Annotated in this window: 17 protein-coding genes; all 17 read left to right on the top strand. The window is 31.1% G+C overall.

The features are described from left to right. The first annotated feature begins 34 nt into the window (after window positions 1-34). Window positions 35-628: a hypothetical protein gene (locus tag JHL18_RS02520; protein WP_200266065.1), complete on the top strand. Its 594-nt coding sequence runs from the start codon at window positions 35-37 to the stop codon at window positions 626-628. A gap of 103 nt (window positions 629-731) precedes the next feature. Then, window positions 732-974 (top strand): hypothetical protein, encoded by a 243-nt coding sequence (locus tag JHL18_RS02515; protein WP_200266064.1) that lies wholly within the window; start codon window positions 732-734, stop codon window positions 972-974. Window positions 975-1,048: 74 nt separating this feature from the next. Beyond that, a complete protein-coding gene (locus tag JHL18_RS02510; protein ID WP_207752950.1) occupies window positions 1,049-1,663 on the top strand; it encodes a hypothetical protein in 615 nt (204 codons plus the stop codon). Between the two features lie 275 nt (window positions 1,664-1,938). Beyond that, window positions 1,939-4,422, top strand: coding sequence for a hypothetical protein (locus JHL18_RS02505; protein WP_200266062.1), 2,484 nt, complete (start codon window positions 1,939-1,941; stop codon window positions 4,420-4,422). 332 nt (window positions 4,423-4,754) lie between these two features. Then, window positions 4,755-6,575 carry an HNH endonuclease family protein gene (locus JHL18_RS02500; RefSeq protein ID WP_200266061.1) on the top strand — a complete coding sequence of 607 codons (1,821 nt, stop codon included), beginning with the start codon at window positions 4,755-4,757 and terminating at the stop codon, window positions 6,573-6,575. Window positions 6,576-6,737: 162 nt separating this feature from the next. Next, window positions 6,738-6,929, top strand: a complete 192-nt coding sequence (locus JHL18_RS02495) for a hypothetical protein (RefSeq protein WP_200266060.1) — start codon at window positions 6,738-6,740, stop codon at window positions 6,927-6,929. Window positions 6,930-7,116: 187 nt separating this feature from the next. Beyond that, complete coding sequence (locus tag JHL18_RS02490; protein WP_200266059.1) at window positions 7,117-7,290, top strand: hypothetical protein; 174 nt, start codon at window positions 7,117-7,119, stop codon at window positions 7,288-7,290. Continuing rightward, window positions 7,287-7,889: a hypothetical protein gene (locus JHL18_RS02485; RefSeq protein WP_200266058.1), complete on the top strand. Its 603-nt coding sequence runs from the start codon at window positions 7,287-7,289 to the stop codon at window positions 7,887-7,889. The genes JHL18_RS02490 and JHL18_RS02485 overlap by 4 nt, the downstream gene beginning before the upstream one ends. Window positions 7,890-8,275: 386 nt before the next feature. Continuing rightward, on the top strand, window positions 8,276-9,703 hold the full coding sequence (locus tag JHL18_RS02480) for a hypothetical protein (protein ID WP_200266057.1): 1,428 nt from the start codon (window positions 8,276-8,278) through the stop codon (window positions 9,701-9,703). 197 nt (window positions 9,704-9,900) lie between these two features. Then, entirely contained in the window at window positions 9,901-10,806 is a 906-nt protein-coding gene (locus JHL18_RS02475; protein ID WP_338025436.1) for a hypothetical protein, read from the top strand. Between the two features lie 163 nt (window positions 10,807-10,969). Then, window positions 10,970-11,266 carry a GIY-YIG nuclease family protein gene (locus tag JHL18_RS26560; protein ID WP_200266102.1) on the top strand — a complete coding sequence of 99 codons (297 nt, stop codon included), beginning with the start codon at window positions 10,970-10,972 and terminating at the stop codon, window positions 11,264-11,266. Window positions 11,267-11,319: 53 nt separating this feature from the next. Beyond that, entirely contained in the window at window positions 11,320-11,679 is a 360-nt protein-coding gene (locus tag JHL18_RS02465; RefSeq protein ID WP_200266055.1) for a hypothetical protein, read from the top strand. Between the two features lie 98 nt (window positions 11,680-11,777). Then, window positions 11,778-11,942, top strand: coding sequence for a hypothetical protein (locus JHL18_RS02460; RefSeq protein WP_200266054.1), 165 nt, complete (start codon window positions 11,778-11,780; stop codon window positions 11,940-11,942). A 34-nt stretch (window positions 11,943-11,976) separates the two neighbouring features. After that, the gene (locus JHL18_RS02455; RefSeq protein WP_338025435.1) at window positions 11,977-13,518 is read left to right on the top strand and encodes a hypothetical protein; all 1,542 of its coding nucleotides are present in this window, start codon (window positions 11,977-11,979) and stop codon (window positions 13,516-13,518) included. Between the two features lie 32 nt (window positions 13,519-13,550). Then, window positions 13,551-14,054 (top strand): hypothetical protein, encoded by a 504-nt coding sequence (locus JHL18_RS02450; RefSeq protein ID WP_200266053.1) that lies wholly within the window; start codon window positions 13,551-13,553, stop codon window positions 14,052-14,054. Window positions 14,055-14,760: 706 nt separating this feature from the next. Then, window positions 14,761-16,032, top strand: coding sequence for a DUF429 domain-containing protein (locus JHL18_RS26415; protein ID WP_200266052.1), 1,272 nt, complete (start codon window positions 14,761-14,763; stop codon window positions 16,030-16,032). Between the two features lie 218 nt (window positions 16,033-16,250). Further along, window positions 16,251-17,228: a PD-(D/E)XK nuclease family protein gene (locus JHL18_RS02435; RefSeq protein ID WP_200266051.1), complete on the top strand. Its 978-nt coding sequence runs from the start codon at window positions 16,251-16,253 to the stop codon at window positions 17,226-17,228. The last annotated feature ends 75 nt before the right edge of the window (window positions 17,229-17,303 follow it).

Here is a 17,303-nt window from a genome sequence, read left to right as displayed (position 1 = left end):
AGATAAAATAATATGTAGTAATATAGATGACAAAGTGAAGTCTAAAATAATTTTTGGAAGTATAGTTGCTCAAACTGACAATATATACTTTATATCAAAGTTTCCTGAAAGAAGATTAATTACATTAAAAACATTGGATATTAAATCATACCCTTGTGATGAATTTAAGATAGCCGATTCACCAACTAAGTTCTACTTGCTAAAGAATGAATTCCTTAATGAAAATATTAAACTCAAAGATGGTTCAGAAATAAAATTTAAAGAGAATGAGACAGATAAAGATCAAAATTTTAATTATACTTGGGTAGTTGAATCAACAAATTTAGAAATTGATCTTTCCGTAGCTTATAGTATTGGTAAAGATGGAAAAGTGGATAGCTTTAAATTTGACACTTCAAAAAAATTGAAAAGTAAAACTGTTTTTAAAAATGTGGATGATGAACAGACAGTTAAATTCGCTGATAACTATAAGACATTTATTATGCAATATTTTAATTTGATAAAACCGGAAGAGTCGAATCTCTATTATTATGATAATTATGTATTAAAATACCAATTGGAGGATCATGATGGATTATATAAGGAATCATATACTGTAATAAAAGTAGATAATTTAAATAAAGGTTAAAGTATGTAATAATAGATAATTAGCCTTATATGTAGAAACTAAAAAGATTATTGATTTATTTAATTACTTAGATATTAGAAGTCATACCAATACATTAATTGATATGAGGAGGAAAAAGCAGGATAATAACATAGATTATTCTTCAACCCTTGATGTTTTCAATAAATATAGCATTGAATATAATAATTTTTCAGATGGGATGAAGTATATAGTAGCATGTATGGGATTAGAAGATTTGCATAATCCAGTATTTTGGAATAAGATTCTATTTACTCAAGATGTTTTACTTATTAATAGATTAAATGGGTCCATAAGTTTTTATGTGATAACTTACCTAAAATATTAAAACTTCTTGAAAATGAAGCAATAAAGCTATCAAATAATGAAAATGCGAATTCAGAATATGATGTTATTACTATAGTGTTACCTGAAGAAAAAAACATGTTATCAAGTGCAAAACGAGTTACTGAAGCTATATCATCTGTAATTTATTTTTATGAAGTATGTGTTTCAATAGAACAAATGGATGAAAGTGAGCTTACTTTGATATCTGCTGATTCAGGTAGTGATAAATCCTTTGACTTACTAGGTTTAACTAAAGTGGTGGAATGTGTTAAAGACTTGATATTGAAAATATGGGACAAAATTATATACTATAGAAATGATAAAGTAAATGCAAATGTAGAAAGTTTATTATTGGCTTTACCTGAATATGAAAAAATAAAAGAACTTGAGGACAAGAAAGTAATATCTTCTGAAAAAGCAGAATTGCTAAAAAGAAGCTTAACTAAAAGTATCGATGGTATACTAAAGACTGGAATAATTATTCCGGAGATGAATGATAATTGTGTGTTTTCACCTGAAAAGCTTATGGCTCCAGAATCAAAATTGTTGATGTCACCTAGATTAGATAGCACAAATTTATCTAGTACTGATAAAAATGCTAATGATTATGATGAGTGTAGTGATGAGTTTGCTTTTACAGAAGAAGAAGCATTATTGGTTGAGAAAATGAAAAAGATGGGTAAAATTTGATGTGTAATTGAGTAAAGTGAATTTATAAATATTTTTGTATAGATGCTGTTTTATTAAGATTGGAAAATATCAATAATTTCCAATCTTATTTTTGTCCAAATATTACTTCTTACTAATCTGTAAATAGTTAATCTTTTCATAGATATATTCTTAGTGACTAATTTTATAAAGCATATTTGAGCATAACAAATTAATATAATATCAACGATAGCAATTATATTAATAGAGGATAAGTATATTGAAAAGTATAAGTTTAAGCCTCATGTTGAGTGAGCATGAAGAGTTTTTATAATGAAATCAAGGATGCAAAGGTCGAAAAAGAGGTTGAGATTGTATATAAAAATGAGCTAAAGAAGAGCTTCCTAAATTCCAATATTAGCCACAACTACAATTGTGATGGATATCTTGAGGGGAATATAGTATTCAATAGTGAAACAAAAGTTTTAAGACTTATCATGGAATTTAAATTAGATGAAGATTTTAGCTCTAAGATAAAACAGTCAAAGGTCTTAATACAAGTACTTTATTACTTAAAAAAGTTTTCCGAATATAGCACAATATTTCCTGAAATTATACTTGTTGGTGATAAAAATGAATGCTTCGTATTAACCTCTGATAAGATATCTAAATACTTAACAGAAGAAATTAACTGGGGCATATCTCCTTCAGAAGCACCGAGCAAAAATCCTAGTTTATTGATGAAACTTAATGAGGATAATGATATAAATCCATTCATCTTCTCTGTAGATAGTAGGTTTAACTTTAAAGTGGTTACAGAAAAGATTAAGGAACTTGCCTTTAATATAAAAACTTATGTTAAGATAACAGAAAAAAATATGGCAGAGATATACGATTATTTTATAATAAAAGTGGTAAGATCTCCTGAAAATTATAGTGTAAATGAGCTAGTTTTTATATTCTTAAATCTTCTAATTAATCCTATAGATAGTTACTTGCATCCAAAGAAAAAGAATACTCTAGTATTGAAGGACAATAAACAAGTAAGTATAAATGAGACAGCCTTTAATTCTTTTTTTGATTATTATGAGTTTAAATATTCTCCTAAAGAAATTGAAATGATAACATCAATTTCAGACAGGTTGATTGAGGATACACAGAGAAGATTTAAAGGGGAATTTTATACGCCTACTGTTTGGGCTGATGAAGCTAATAAGAATATATCTGAACTTTATGGGGAAGATTGGAGAGATAAGTATGTAGTTTGGGATTGTGCTTGGGGAACAGGAAATCTTACAAGAGATTATAATTTTAAGGAATTATATTGCTCCACATTATATAAAGGTGATTTAGTAATAGGAGATAAATACAATACTAACGCTGTAAAGTTCCAATATGATTTTTTAAATGATGATGTAGACTTATTGCAAGGAGCAGACTTGCTTGAAAATATGGCTAAAATGCCTAAAGAACTTCTAAATAGTTTAAAAAGTGATAGGCCTATTATATTTTTTATAAACCCTCCTTTTGCTACACCTTCTAATGGAAAAACAAAGAACAAAAAAAGCAAGAAAGGAAATTCAATAACAGCAGTACAAAAGGTAATGCAAAAAAATAAATTGGGTAAGTGTAGTGAACAAATATACGCACAATTTATATATAAAATTCTTATGATTAAAGAAAGATACAAGCTCTCTAATATCAAATTAGCAATATTTTCTCCACCATTACTCTTAAGTGGTCCTTCATATAAGACCTTTAGAAAAAGATTCTTAGTAAACTTCAAATATAGAGAAGGAATACTTTTTAATGCTTCACATTTTTATGATACTTCAAGTGACTGGGGAATAAGTTTCTCAGTTTGGGACGATGGAGAGACTGGTGATAAGTGCAATTTTAAATATAAAATAAAAGATATTTCAGGTAATAATACCATAGTAACTTTGGGAGAGAAAATAATATATAATCTTGATGACACAGTTAGTGCCTCAGATTGTTTCAAACAGAAGAAATTAACTCAGAATATAGAAATACCAGCCTTAAAGTCAGCAGTTAGTATAGACGGGAAAGTATTAAATACTGATGAGAAAGCATTAGCTTATTTTATAAATGATTGTAATAATGTGTATGCCAATACTCAAGGTGTATATATTATGTCCAGTAAGGTAACAAGGCATGTGAGAACAATACCGATTTATTCTGACAATATAGTGAATTGCATGTCTCTTTTTGCAGCAAGAAACTTAATAAAGTCCAACTGGATAAATCAAAAAGATGAATATTCAGAGCCAAATAAAAATCACCCAAGATATAAAGAATGGGTAAGTGACAGTGTAATATATTCTTTGTTTAATCAGTCATCAAATCAAAGCTCCATGAGAAATATAAAAATTCAGGGTAAGTTATTTAATATATTTAACGAATTATTTTTCATGTCTAATAAATCTATTTTGGAACTAGCAAATGAGACTAACAATAACGAAGTGTATATTGATGCAAAACAATTTAATAAAGAAAGATATATGTATTATCTATTGGGAAAGTTAAAGCTTTCAAATGAAGGAAAGCAAGTCTTGAACATGGCAATTGAACTAACTAAAGAAAGTTTTAAGTATAGAAATTTATTCAATGATGAATTTCCTAAATATCATATAAATACCTGGGATGCTGGTTGGTATCAAATAAATAAACTTTTAAACTATTATTTGAGGGACGAGCTTTTAAAATTTGATGAGTGTTATGAAATACTTGAAAATAAGATGAGGCCATTGGTGTATGAACTGGGGTTTTTAAGAGGTTAATATTATATATTTATGGTGACAGTATTCCTTATTAAGATATGCTGAATGATAAGTAAAATAGGTGTTATGATTAAGCTATTGCTTAGATTAGAAAAATAAAAATGTATTTAATGAAATGACACTTTTTATAATAATACGACCTTCAGGGTATGTATTATTTTTTTTGATATTATTTAATAAGTGCGAAATTTAACAATGACTTTAAGGATAACTGATTTTAATAGATTTTTCAAAATGTAAAATTATGATATAATTTGTATAATATTAGAATTAGTTATTAACGTTAGAAATACTTATATATTAGTCTAAATATTAAATAGGAATGGTAGAGTATGAAAAAAGTGAATAAAATTGATAGTCATGTAAGACAAGCTATATTTGATGTTTACGGTGGAAAGTGTTTTTACACGGGTAAGCCACTTGAATTTGTTGATATGCAAATTGATCATATCATACCTGAGAGTATAAAAGATGATAAGAAAATACTCGAAGAATTAATAAAGAGATGTGGATTAAGAAGTGATTTTGAAATAAATAGTTTGTATAATTTTGTGCCTACTAATAAACATGAGAATTTAAGGAAAAGTAATCAGATTTATAGTGATACAACAATAATGAATTTCCTTGAGCTAGCAACGAAACTAGTACCTAAGATTGAAGAGCAGATAATTGACTTAAAAAAGAAGAGTGCTTCCCAAGATGAACTTGTAAGCATAAAGGATTATTATGATGGTATAAAAGAAAGTAGAAAAAGAGCTGTTACTATAGAAAAACTTTTTGATTTTATTAATGACGAAGAAACTGAGTTTTCAAAGAGTGAAGGAACATATGAGTTTGAAAATCAAATTGTATATAAGAATTATACAAAGAGAATAGGATTAGAGGCATTTTTACCTACTTATAATGATACCGAAACAAAGTGTGTACTTTACTTTAAAACTTTAAAGATACGTGATTGTAAGGTTACATTAGAAAATGAATTCATTCTAAAAGAATTATTTGGAGGTTTATTCACTGATCCAAAGTTTGGTATAAGGAGTTTTATTCAAACGAAATCAGCTATTATGGATTGTGAAACACTTGTTGATGTCAAATTAGGGAATAATAGGCTGAAGCTCAACTATGAGGATGTACTATTATTATGTGAAGTTATTGATGCCTATGCAAAAGTTTATATTGAACAAATAAAGAAAGTAGAGAAAACATTGAATATACAAAGGTTTCCTCTTTCTAAGAGAAAAAATACTTATAAGTTTTTAACTGTAACTACTGATGAGTGGTATAAGATAATTGATTTTGTAAGAAAGCATGATGTAGACTTAGGAAATTCTGCTTGGCATATATTTGATAGTGTTAATTGTTCATCGAAAATCAAAGTTTATACAAATAAGACTCATAAAAAGTATGAATTAGGTTTTCATAGTTTCTTCTCAGTTGAAAAAGATGAAGAAAGTGTTTACTATCCATCTTTAGCTTCAAGTAAACTAACTATTTCGTGGAGTTTCATTGAAGATATTGATAAAAGGGGGATTGAGTTCTTAAATGAAAGAGAAAACTGGGATGCAGAGTATGCTTACACTTGGTTTACTCAAGAATTAATGCCGAAGGTAGGTATCGCTAGTAAAAGGAAAAGTTTTTTCAATAAAAGTAAATATGAATTAGAAGAACTTTTGGATACTAATAAAATTGATTTTATCAAATATATTAAGCCAACTAATATTATTGTGAAAGAAGACATTATAGAGGCTATTGAGTTATTACAGAGACATTTTTATGTTAGGCCTAGGAAATTGTATAGGTTAAAACAAGAAGATTATTTAGATATATACTCTATAATAACAATTTTAATAGATATATCAGATAATATTGATTCTTTCTATCTTTGTGATAAGTTAAGAATTAAACAATGTAATACAAAGGAGGCAATACTACTAGAAGTCAAGAAAATAGCGTTAGAGTCTGAGGATAAAACAATTTTGGGATTTGATATAGATGTAATTTTAAGAGCGATAATTTCACTGTTGAGAGATCGAGACTTAAAATTAGATAGAAACCTAATCATAAATATAATAAAAAAATTAGAATGTTTTATAAACTTATATAATCTTGAAGTATTAATTGATAAATATGCTATAACATATTTGGCTTGGTAGTGGAGAGATAGTATGAAGATTTTATCAAGAAATTTAAAAAGAGAAGACATAGTAGGATATAGAGGTCAAATGCATTGGTTTGAGAGAAAACTAGATAATGATGAAGTTTTACTATTAATTAATGAATAGGAAAGAAATAAGCAAAATGGTGAGATAGTTAACGTGATCAACTTTAGAGAAAGTTTTGAAAGAGTATCTAGAGACGTTCCAGAGTATGGAAAGGAGTTTTACGAAGATCATAAAAATTTAAAACCTAGAGTATTTATTAGGCAAGCTGCAGGAACATTGTTCAATGAATATGCGATTGAAAGATGGGGAACTGATGATAAAGGGATTTTTATAAAATTTAAATAAGATAAAGTAGAAAAACGATTATTTATAATAAACTTAAATGAATAGAAAATAAGTGAAAATCTACGAGTTTATAAGATTGGCTCTTTATAGTAAGGTCAGATAATGCGGGTTAGTTCTTTACTTAACTGATAACAAAATAAAAAGCATTATCAAAAAATACATAAAAGTTTAAAGGAGAAGGAAACTTATGAATTACATTGAATTTTGTGAAGAATTATGGACAAACTGGAAAACAAATAGTGAATTAATAAAGGGTGATATTTCGAAAAGTTTTTTGAATTTATTGAAGAGGCCCATTGCCCAGAACCATATCTCCTTTTTGGCAATAATGAAGAGAAAGAAAATGAATTACTTTTCTTGACAACAAATCCTGGACAAGGAGCTGATTTTCAAAAGAAGGATAATATAGTTAATGATGATTCAGTTATTAAATATGATGAAAGTTACAAATATAATGCTAATGTATTAGGATCACATTATAAGCAAATTTTAGAGGGTACATCAGCTAATAGAATAAAAGATATGGAAAAGGTTGCAAATGGGTTAAACCGTAATATGTTTATTCAGGCTGAAGGTTTTCCATTTCATAGTGGCAATTTACCTCAAAAATATAAAAAAGAAATTGTAGAATTAAGTAAAAAGGAAGGTAATTTCATAAATAAATACATTACTTTGCTTAAGGAATATTGTTGTGATAAAGATGTTGTTGCTATTTGTGCTACAAAATATCATACTAATGAAAAGCTTAATGACTGGATAAGATTTCAGAGTGAGATTATAGGAATGTCATTAGAAAATGCTAAACATTATCCTTTAAAGTACTCTGAAGGTGGCGGGGGTTCTGTTTCGTGCATAATAGATACAAGTAATAAAAAAATGAAAGTTATATCCTTAGTTACTGGAAGTAATATATTGCCTGCTAAGAGATTATTAGATGTTTTAAAGGATATAAGATTATAAATATAGTATCATTGCAATACAGTAGAGTTTAGTATGGAAGGATATCCGAAATATCGACATAAGTCTATTTCAAGCTTATAGATTGAACCGACGCACGTCGAGTGCGTAGAATTGATGCCATGCCAAAACCATTGATTTTACGGAGGTTTCAAATGATAACAATCTTGCCAACACGATCTAAAGTGCGGTTTTATAGTATGCGGAAACATATCTACTGCTATTTGAAATGCAGATAGGGTTAAGCTGATAGAATGGTTATTAGGATAAGACTTGAGTTGATAGGATGTTATCATCATAGAAATGCATACATTGAGGAATAGGACACTAGATTATGTAACCAATTAGGTATGGTGACATATTATTAATGAAGCAGGAGAGTTGAACGTATGCCAGATAGAACATTAATTTCAATAAATATAGGAGATGATGAATTCGAATTCGACTCATCCATCTCGTTAGCATTACATCAGGCAGAACTAGAGTTAGAAGCTCTTAATGAGACAATTGAGACAATTAAAGGATTGAAGTCGGAATGTGATAAACTTGATTATGCATTAGCCGCTAGTTCGGGTGCTATATGTGGATTAATAGATATTTTTCTTGTTGGAAAGCCAGTCGAATCAACGATTGGAGATATTACTGATAAGTGGTTTGAGAATAGAACTGTAGATTTTGCAAAAATATGTGGCTGGGAAGGTGCAGATGGTGAAGCATCGTCTGCGATTAAATTTCTAGAAAAGAAATTCAAGATTCCATATGATCAACGAGGCGCCGGTGATGCAGCGAGTTTCATATTTGATTTGAATCCAAAGAATCATCATTTTAAGTCATTAGGACACAATCCGACGATATTTGGATTGTTCTTCTCAATATTAGATCAGTTTACAAATTCATCGCATTTTGTTTCTGGCGGAGAGCTTATTTCATTATCAGACGCTGATGGAAAGTTTGAATTAAAGGGCAATGATGTACCGAGCAAGTTGTTTTGTGGATTTGTGAATTGGTTTGGACATCTTGTTTCTGATATGTCTGGCTCATCAGGTAGCAAGAGTCGTGGAATGGGTATTCCTTCACCTATTTGGAGCTGGACAAGTGACATTATTGCTTTAAAGAGACAGCTTAAGATTCCTGTGTTGGAGTTTGATTTATCAATAAATGAGATAGCACTTAATATTTATAAAGAAGGATTTGATGAAAGATTTCAAACAGCGCAAATGATACCTGTATTCCTTAATGAATTGCTTGTGAGGCTGATATATTCGATAAGACGTTTAGTAAGATATTTTTCTACTGTGCCGAAAGAAAATCGGTCTTTCAAGCTGTTATGGAAAAGCTGCGAGCCTTTCTCAAATTTATCTGTTAAGAGAATGCTTATGGTTGCACATGGCACATTTTGTTTATTGGATATAGGAGATGCGACTATTCGAGGGTTTATTGCAGGTGGTGGCACATTTAATCCAATAGAATTCTTTTTAAGATTAAACATTGCTGGTGTAGGTCGGTTTGCTATTTCATTATATGGAGAAGGGCACCGAGCAGTTATTTACCATCGAGTAGATGCTCAGGCTAAATTTGCAGCCAGAGAAAAGACTATCGTTGAAAATTATATAGAAGGATTGAAGTCGCTAGCCGAAATATATGATGATAAGGACCTTCTGTTGTTTGTACGGTATTTGAAAGATAGCGATGCATATGCAGCAGCTTTTCAGAAAACTGTAAAGTTAGCAGAATTGAGAAATGTTCCTCAAGAGAACATTCTAAAAGCCAAGAGTGACATTGATGCATATTTTCAGATAAAAGGATGTGGAAACTAATGAGTAAGAAAAAATCGAAACTTCAAATAGCTCAGGAGAAAGCTGAAGAATCTATTAATGAGACAAACAATAAAATAGATGAACTAGGAAAACATACAGAAAAACTATATGACGCTTTAAATCAGATACAAGAGCAATTTGATGCAATTAGAAATATTCCAAGTGAAAGTAAGTTAGAATATGAAAGATTAAAAAAAGTGCGTTTGAACTGGAAGCAACAGGCTGAAAAGATAGAGACAGACTATCATAAGGCAATAATAAAAAATGCAGGTGCTGGAGTAGCGGGGGCAACATTAGGTGTTGGTGTTGTAACTTTAGGGCCAACAGCAGCTATGGGAATTGCCACGACATTTGGAGTAGCCTCAACAGGAACTGCCATATCTACCCTTAGCGGCGCTGCAGCTACAAACGCAGCTCTTGCCTGGTTAGGTGGTGGAGCACTGGCCGCTGGAGGCGGTGGAATGGCAGCAGGCAATGCATTTTTAGCTCTTGCTGGACCTGTTGGTTGGGCCATTGCGGGTGTGGCATTGTTAAGCAGTGGGTTATTATTCTGGAAAGCAAAAAGCGAAAGAAAAAGACTTGAAGATATATTTACGCTCATCAGTGAAAGAGACATAAAGTCATACGAACTTGCAATTGTAGAATTGAATGAGCGTATTAAAAGGATTTCTGATGAATCAGAACTCCTTGAAGATGCAATAAAAGAGATCCATACATTTGGGTTGGACTACAGTAAGATGACTGAGGTACAGCAATATGCTTTAGGTTCATATGTCAATTTGATGTCATCATCTACACAGTTGCTTGTTAATCCAATATTAGGACTACAATCAAAATACAGTGAATCTGACCTGGAAGACTTCTTGAATATAGATACAGAGAAGACCTGGACTTATGGACAACGGAAAATAATTCTTACATTATCAAATCTTCTTTATAGGATTGATGTGGATCAGAAGGATGAAAAATTGTTGCTAAAATCATTTAAGAAGAATAAAAAGTTTTTAGCTGCTTTGGAAATCTCTAAAAAGGAGCTGGATGCTTCTGTATTTGAAACGGTTAGTAAGGCATTAAATTATAAATATTTCAACGGAAATGCATAACCGAAGTAAATACATTGATTAGGCTACTGTAAAATAAATATTACCGTGTTTATATAGCGGTGAGAACTTTGAAGCATATGATAGAGTACATTTGCCGTATCATCGTTTGGCTGATATTTTCAACGGAAGAATACTGCCTACATATTATGAGTCATTATAGAAAATAACCGGGGGTTACTGTCTAACAGACACTCACACCGGAAAACTTTATATAGGTTCTGCCACAGGTGAAGAAGGCGTTGCTCAAAGATGGGGTAACTACCTTGATTGCAAGCATGGCGGAAACAAGAAACTGATTGCTCTGTATGAGCAAAAAGGTGCTGAGTATTTTGAAAAGTATTTTACATATATACTGCTTGAATATTTCGGCTTATCTTATGATCCGATAAAAATACTGGAGCGTGAGCAATACTGGAAGAAATGCTTGGACACTATCAGAAACGGATACAACGATAATTAAGATTCTGACTTCTGGAAGGAGGATATGTAATAGATTTTGATAAATATGCTAAGTTGGTTACTTGGTTTTTCGAGAATGATAATAGAGAAGAAAATTATCAGAATCGTATATTGATTCCTTTTTTTGAAGAACTATGTGAAGATTTAGATGTTGTAGATACATCTATGCTCACAAAAGAATGGGATAAACGTGGCATTGACCGTGAAGCATTCGCTGTCGGATACACGCCAGATTTATTGATTGCATCGAAATGGAAATTGAAAAAAACAGAAAAAGATACCGTGGAATATAAATCATTATTAGAAGTAAAAACTCTTAAGGCAGCAGACAGAGAACACGCAGAATCAGAAGTAAAAGAATATTTAGAGAAAGTAACTTTTGTCATACTGACTGATTGTGTGACATGGGAATGATACATGAAAGAAAATAACAACATATACAATGCTTTTTATTCATTGGAGAAGAAACATAAGGTAATACATTTAGAAAGAAATAGAAGGTTTAGAAAAAAATGAGGCTAAAAAGCTCAGTGTATGAATTTCCAGCACGAGTATGTGAACGATATCAAGCAGCAATTATTTGGAATGATACTGATTGGGAGGCTATAAAACAAGCCATCCAAGATTTTGGGATAAAAAAGAAAATAGAATTACTTTGTAAATTATCAGTTTATTAAAGAAGAATAATCAAACGATTGGAGGTGTACCACAGTGGCTGATATGAAACAAATCTATGATTTTGCTGTTAAATGGTGCGATAAGTTTCGTGATCAGAACATCAATTATATAGAACTGGTTGACCATTGGATGGCTGATGACTGTGCTGTTCTCGGCTTTGAGATGGACGGTGGTCACGCTTTTTTCGAAAAATACGGAAAGGCAGCGAACAATTACGAGGCTCTGGACAGAATCATTGATGATGTCAAAGACATCCCCCTGCTTGGGTCTGCGATTTATTCTCAATGGCGATATTTTAACCATTGGGCATATACCGGAGCAGAGATTTTGGAACCGCAGAACAGAGCGTGGTTTATTTTGGCTCTTAGTCGATTGGCATTGCTTTCCGGGGCAAATCCTTTTATATTCCAAGGAACACTGAAAAAAGTGCGTATAGTGTCAAACAATATCTGTTATGGTCCTATGCCAGAACCAGACGATGAAGTAGAACAACACCTTACCATCAACGATGAAGGGCGTGTATGGTTTTCAGGTTATAACTTCGGAAATGCAGGAGAACGATACGAAGAAGCAAGAACAAAGAATTTTAAGATAGAAAAAGCATCAGCGGATAAACTGCTGAATGTTCTCGCGGCCTATTTCGGAAATGAGTATGTTGAGATTTTTGCTACAGATATTGGTAATTGGGTCATGGAACTGACCAATACCGAGGGAACTACCTATAAATTTCGAGGTTCGCTGTGCGCAGATTTTGATTATGAAGGCATCGACTTATCTGACCTTATGCGTTATACCGTTGGTATGGATGATTTGTATGTATTTGATGGAAACCGTAAACCAGATGTAATAAACAGAATTACGTTAGATTACCATAGGCTGACAAAAATCAAGCCAAAGGAAGTGCCGGAGGGTGCTACTTGGGAGTATGTAATATGGGATTATACGGAACATCTGATTATCGACAGAGAAACAGAAACTCTTGAACACATCCAGAACATCGGAACAGGCTGCAAGGTTTCCCGTAAGTATGAAATTGAAGGCGGAATTGAAAGCCTGCTTGAAAATTTTGATGAGGAAGATTTGTTTTTACATATTGAAGGCAATCTCGATGATGTGATTGATACTCCAAATGAAACAAAGGATTATAAAATCACTATCGATTACAAAAAGAATCCGCAGCGTGTCATCGAGGGCAGTTACGATAAAAATGGTCTACCAGAGGACTTTGCGGATTTTGCAGAAACGGTGTTTGACTTCATTCATTTTTATGGTATGGGAGAAATCCTTGCCCCATCGGTTTATAGCAAGGCAAAACGCCGCAAATCGGAATACATCTTCTGCAGCGTTACCTTTGATCAGGGATACAAGAGTTATTATTATCTTACAGACGATGACAGTATTGAGGTCGGTGATTTTGTTCTTGTTCCGGCAGGAAAGGATAATCATGAGGCAGTTGTAGAGGTAGTGAACATCGAATACTTTAGTGAAGAAAATGTTCCATTGCCTGTTGAAAAGACAAAGCGAATCATCCGCAAATGCACGGATGAAGATTTTGATTTGCCTGAATCAGAATAATACATTTTTTAATGAATGGAGGATATAGAAAAATGATAGAAAATGAAAAATCTGTACGTCTCGGTGATGGAGTGCCTGATAAGGTTAAAGAAAATATTAACGAAAATATGTCGGATGCTTTGACAATGTTATCAAATATTGCTTTTGATTACATAAAAGATAAAATAAAAGATATTCCAAAGGGGATTGAAAAGTTACTTAGCAGTACTGATGCACAGAAAGAAATAGTCACTTTGTGGTCTAACCAGCTTTGTGAAAAAGGACTTATTCCAAAAGGTTATATTGGTTTGCCAGATAAACTTTTAATTGCTAATTTACATCAGACTGGATATTTAGATGGGTTATATGCGGGTTATTTCCTTGCTATGATGGCATTAGTAGATAATGATGCAGAAAAAGAATTAATTATTTCGGTTAGGGATAATATTCGACCTAATTTGATAGGGCATCATTACAATGACAGAGATGAGTTTTACAATAGATATAAAGGCGAAACATATAATTGGATTGAAGGCGCAAAAAAAGGAGATGAATGATTATGAGTGATTTATTAATATGAGTTACCTTTTTCAAATGATAAACTCATGAAAGGCATATTATGATGGTAAGTGGGGGCGTAGCAATGCTTTAGCAGCATATGTTACACTTTTTGTAAATCCAGAATATCTAGAGATATTAGACACAAAAGAAAATAAAGATTTAGGGGCGGTAATAAACAACAATTGGGATATCTTTAAAGATTATTTTCCGAGTCAAGATTTTATACTGCCAAAATTGAATGATATGGCAGAATGCCGAAATAAAATTGCACATAACAGCTATGTTGATGATATAGAAAGAAATTTGATGAAAACATATTACAATGTTATTTTAAGACAGATATCGGATTCTGCTGATAAGTAGTGGATATGTTTCCGCGGATACACGAAATGGCAGTGGATATGTTCCCACAAACGAAAGGCTGGTATAGTGAGATAAAGACGTACTTCCTATCCTATCGAGCCACGTGGAGTGCCTAGTAGGAATAAGTTGCAAGTATTTGATACAATAATTGAATTTACACACTTTGCACACTTTTATAACTTTAACACAAATGGTGATGATTTTAGAAATAAAGAGGTTATTCAGGAGGTTAAGGTTAGAGTGGGGAGTTGATATGGTGTGAGAGCATATGTTAGTGCTAATTTAATATTAAATAGAAAAAGACTATGAAGTTGCTGATTTAGTTAAGGAGAACAAATTATGTCCGACTACATTTTAACCTATACAAAAACTAAACTTTATCCTTTAGAACCAATAATGGAAGATATAAAGCTTGAAGATATAGCCCATGCTCTTTCTTTGATGACAAGAGCAAACGGGCATTTTAAGCACTTTTATTCCGTAGCTCAGCACTGCGTTAATTGTTATAAGGAAGCAAAAATTAGAGGATATTCAAAGCGAGTTCAGCTGGGCTGTCTTTTACATGATGCCAGTGAAAGCTATATTTCAGATTTAACAAGACCTGTTAAAAAGAATTTATCACAGTATTTTGTTATAGAAGAAAAACTTCAAAAGGTAATATACGAGAAATTTGGACTTGATAATTTAACAGAAGATGAAATTGATAAAATAAGAGAAATTGATGATGCAATGCTTTATTATGAATTTATAGAGCTTATGGATGAAAAAATATTTGATGAAAAGCCTTTTATAGCTATGAAACATAACTTTTCACAAAGAGATTTTAAAACTATTGAAAGTGAATTTATATATGCCTTTGAAAACATAAACAAATATGATAGTAAGAATAGTTTTGTGGGTGTTGATGGCTGCAAACATGGTTATGTAGCAGTAAATATAACAGAAAATGATTTTGAAATTAATGTTTTTAAAAATATAGAAGAAATATGTTCAAAATATAGTGATAGTAATACTATTTTAATAGACATGCCTATTGGACTTCCTGAAAATACATATTATATAAGACCTGAAACAGAAGGAAGAAAAATATTATCTTCTAGAGCATCCTGTATATTTACAGTACCGTGTAGACAAGCTGTATATGAAGATGATTATTGTAAAGCTAATGAAATAAACAGAAATGTATTGGGAAAGGGTTTAAGCAAACAATCTTTTTCTATTTGCAGGAAAATAAAAGAGATAGATGAATTTTTTAATAATGCACCAGAGTTTAAAAATAGACTTTTAGAAAGCCATCCAGAAATCTGTTTTGCAATGCTTAATTTTGACGGAACAAGGGCAATGCATATTTTTGAAAACAAGAAAACACAAGAAGGAATAGAAAGAAGATTAGAAGTATTAAGCCGTTATTATGGGAAGATTGATGAAATTAGAGAAGTACTATACTCTGATGTGAAGTTTAAAGCTATTAAAGATGATATCATAGATGCACTATGTCTTGCTATTACTGGAATGCTTGGATATAAAAATGGATTTAAAACGATACCCAAAAATCCAATGAAGGATAGCAGAGGATTGTTTATGCAAATGGTTTATGCTGATAAATTTTAAGAAAATATTTTAGACTAATTGCAATAACAAATCAGAAGAAGCTATCAAAATTCAAGCTAGTTACTGTATATAGAATTGTAGATAATTCATATGCAACCAATTATATGAAAGCTAATAAAATAGTCTATAATAAGATGAAAATGTGTTATTTATTGAAGAGGGTGATTTTAATTAGTATTTATAATAGGCTATTATCTTTATATAGAAAAAATAGAGATATGAATAAAACTCCACTAGAAGATTTTACAACGGAGCTACTTGTGGGTACTTTGGAAACTGACAATGAGCTGTTAGACGAATTTGTTAATAATGTCCTTTTAATAGATGGGCAAGGATTTTCTATTAGTTCACAAGTAAAATATTACCTTGAGGAAGATACAAATTGCATTATAGATATAGTTGTTAAAAATGAAGGTAATATTTGTTTTATTGAAAATAAAATTGATTCTTCCGAAGGTGAAAGACAGCTTGATCGTTATTCAAAGGTATTGAATAATATAAAAAAAGGTCAGGGTACAAAGGCATATTTAAGATACTGTACTAAGTATTATGATAAAAAAGAAATTTCTGATATTGATTTTTTACAATACAGATGGAGAGATACATATAGATTTTTTGAAAAGTATAAAAAAAATAAAATTGTAGAAGAGTATTTAGAGTTTTTGAGGAGTGAAGGTATGGAGAGTGCAGGAGATTTTAACTTTCAGGATTTAATTGTTATGAGTGAAGTTAATGCTACAATAGCAAAAATGGATGAATGTTTAGATATGGTTAAGCCAAGATTGACGGAAGCATTTGGAAAGCCATATGAGTATGATTATGAAAGATTAAAACAGGTAAGTAAGAATAACCAATATGTTATGTGGAGCAGAAATATTGTTGGGGAGAATGGATATTCAGAAATCACAGTTGGATTCCGATTTAATGATAATAAAATACCAGTTATGATAGTATTTATTAGCATTGAAAATGACAATAGTGAGTTTGAAAAAATAAAAAAAATGCATACTGAAAAATTAGAAAATGTTTTTGATTGTTATGATTATGATGAAACATATATATATTATTCTTTTGAAAAGCCAGTATCAGACTTTATTTCAAGTGAAAATCAAAATGAAGAAATATGTAAGTGGTTTACGGAAAAAATTAATATTATAAATGAATTGAAACAATCCATAAATATAATGTGGAATTAATCAAAAGACATCAACGCCATGGAAGCTGGCATTGAGCGGAAAAAGACAAAACATATTAAGGTTAACAAACTGTCT

Origin of the sequence: Clostridium yunnanense (genome assembly GCF_016595795.1) — a bacterium.
In the GTDB taxonomy this organism is placed as follows: domain Bacteria; phylum Bacillota; class Clostridia; order Clostridiales; family Clostridiaceae; genus Clostridium_AR; species Clostridium_AR yunnanense.
The sequence above is the reverse complement of the archived record's forward strand: the minus strand, read 5'-3'. Positions and strand labels throughout refer to the sequence as shown.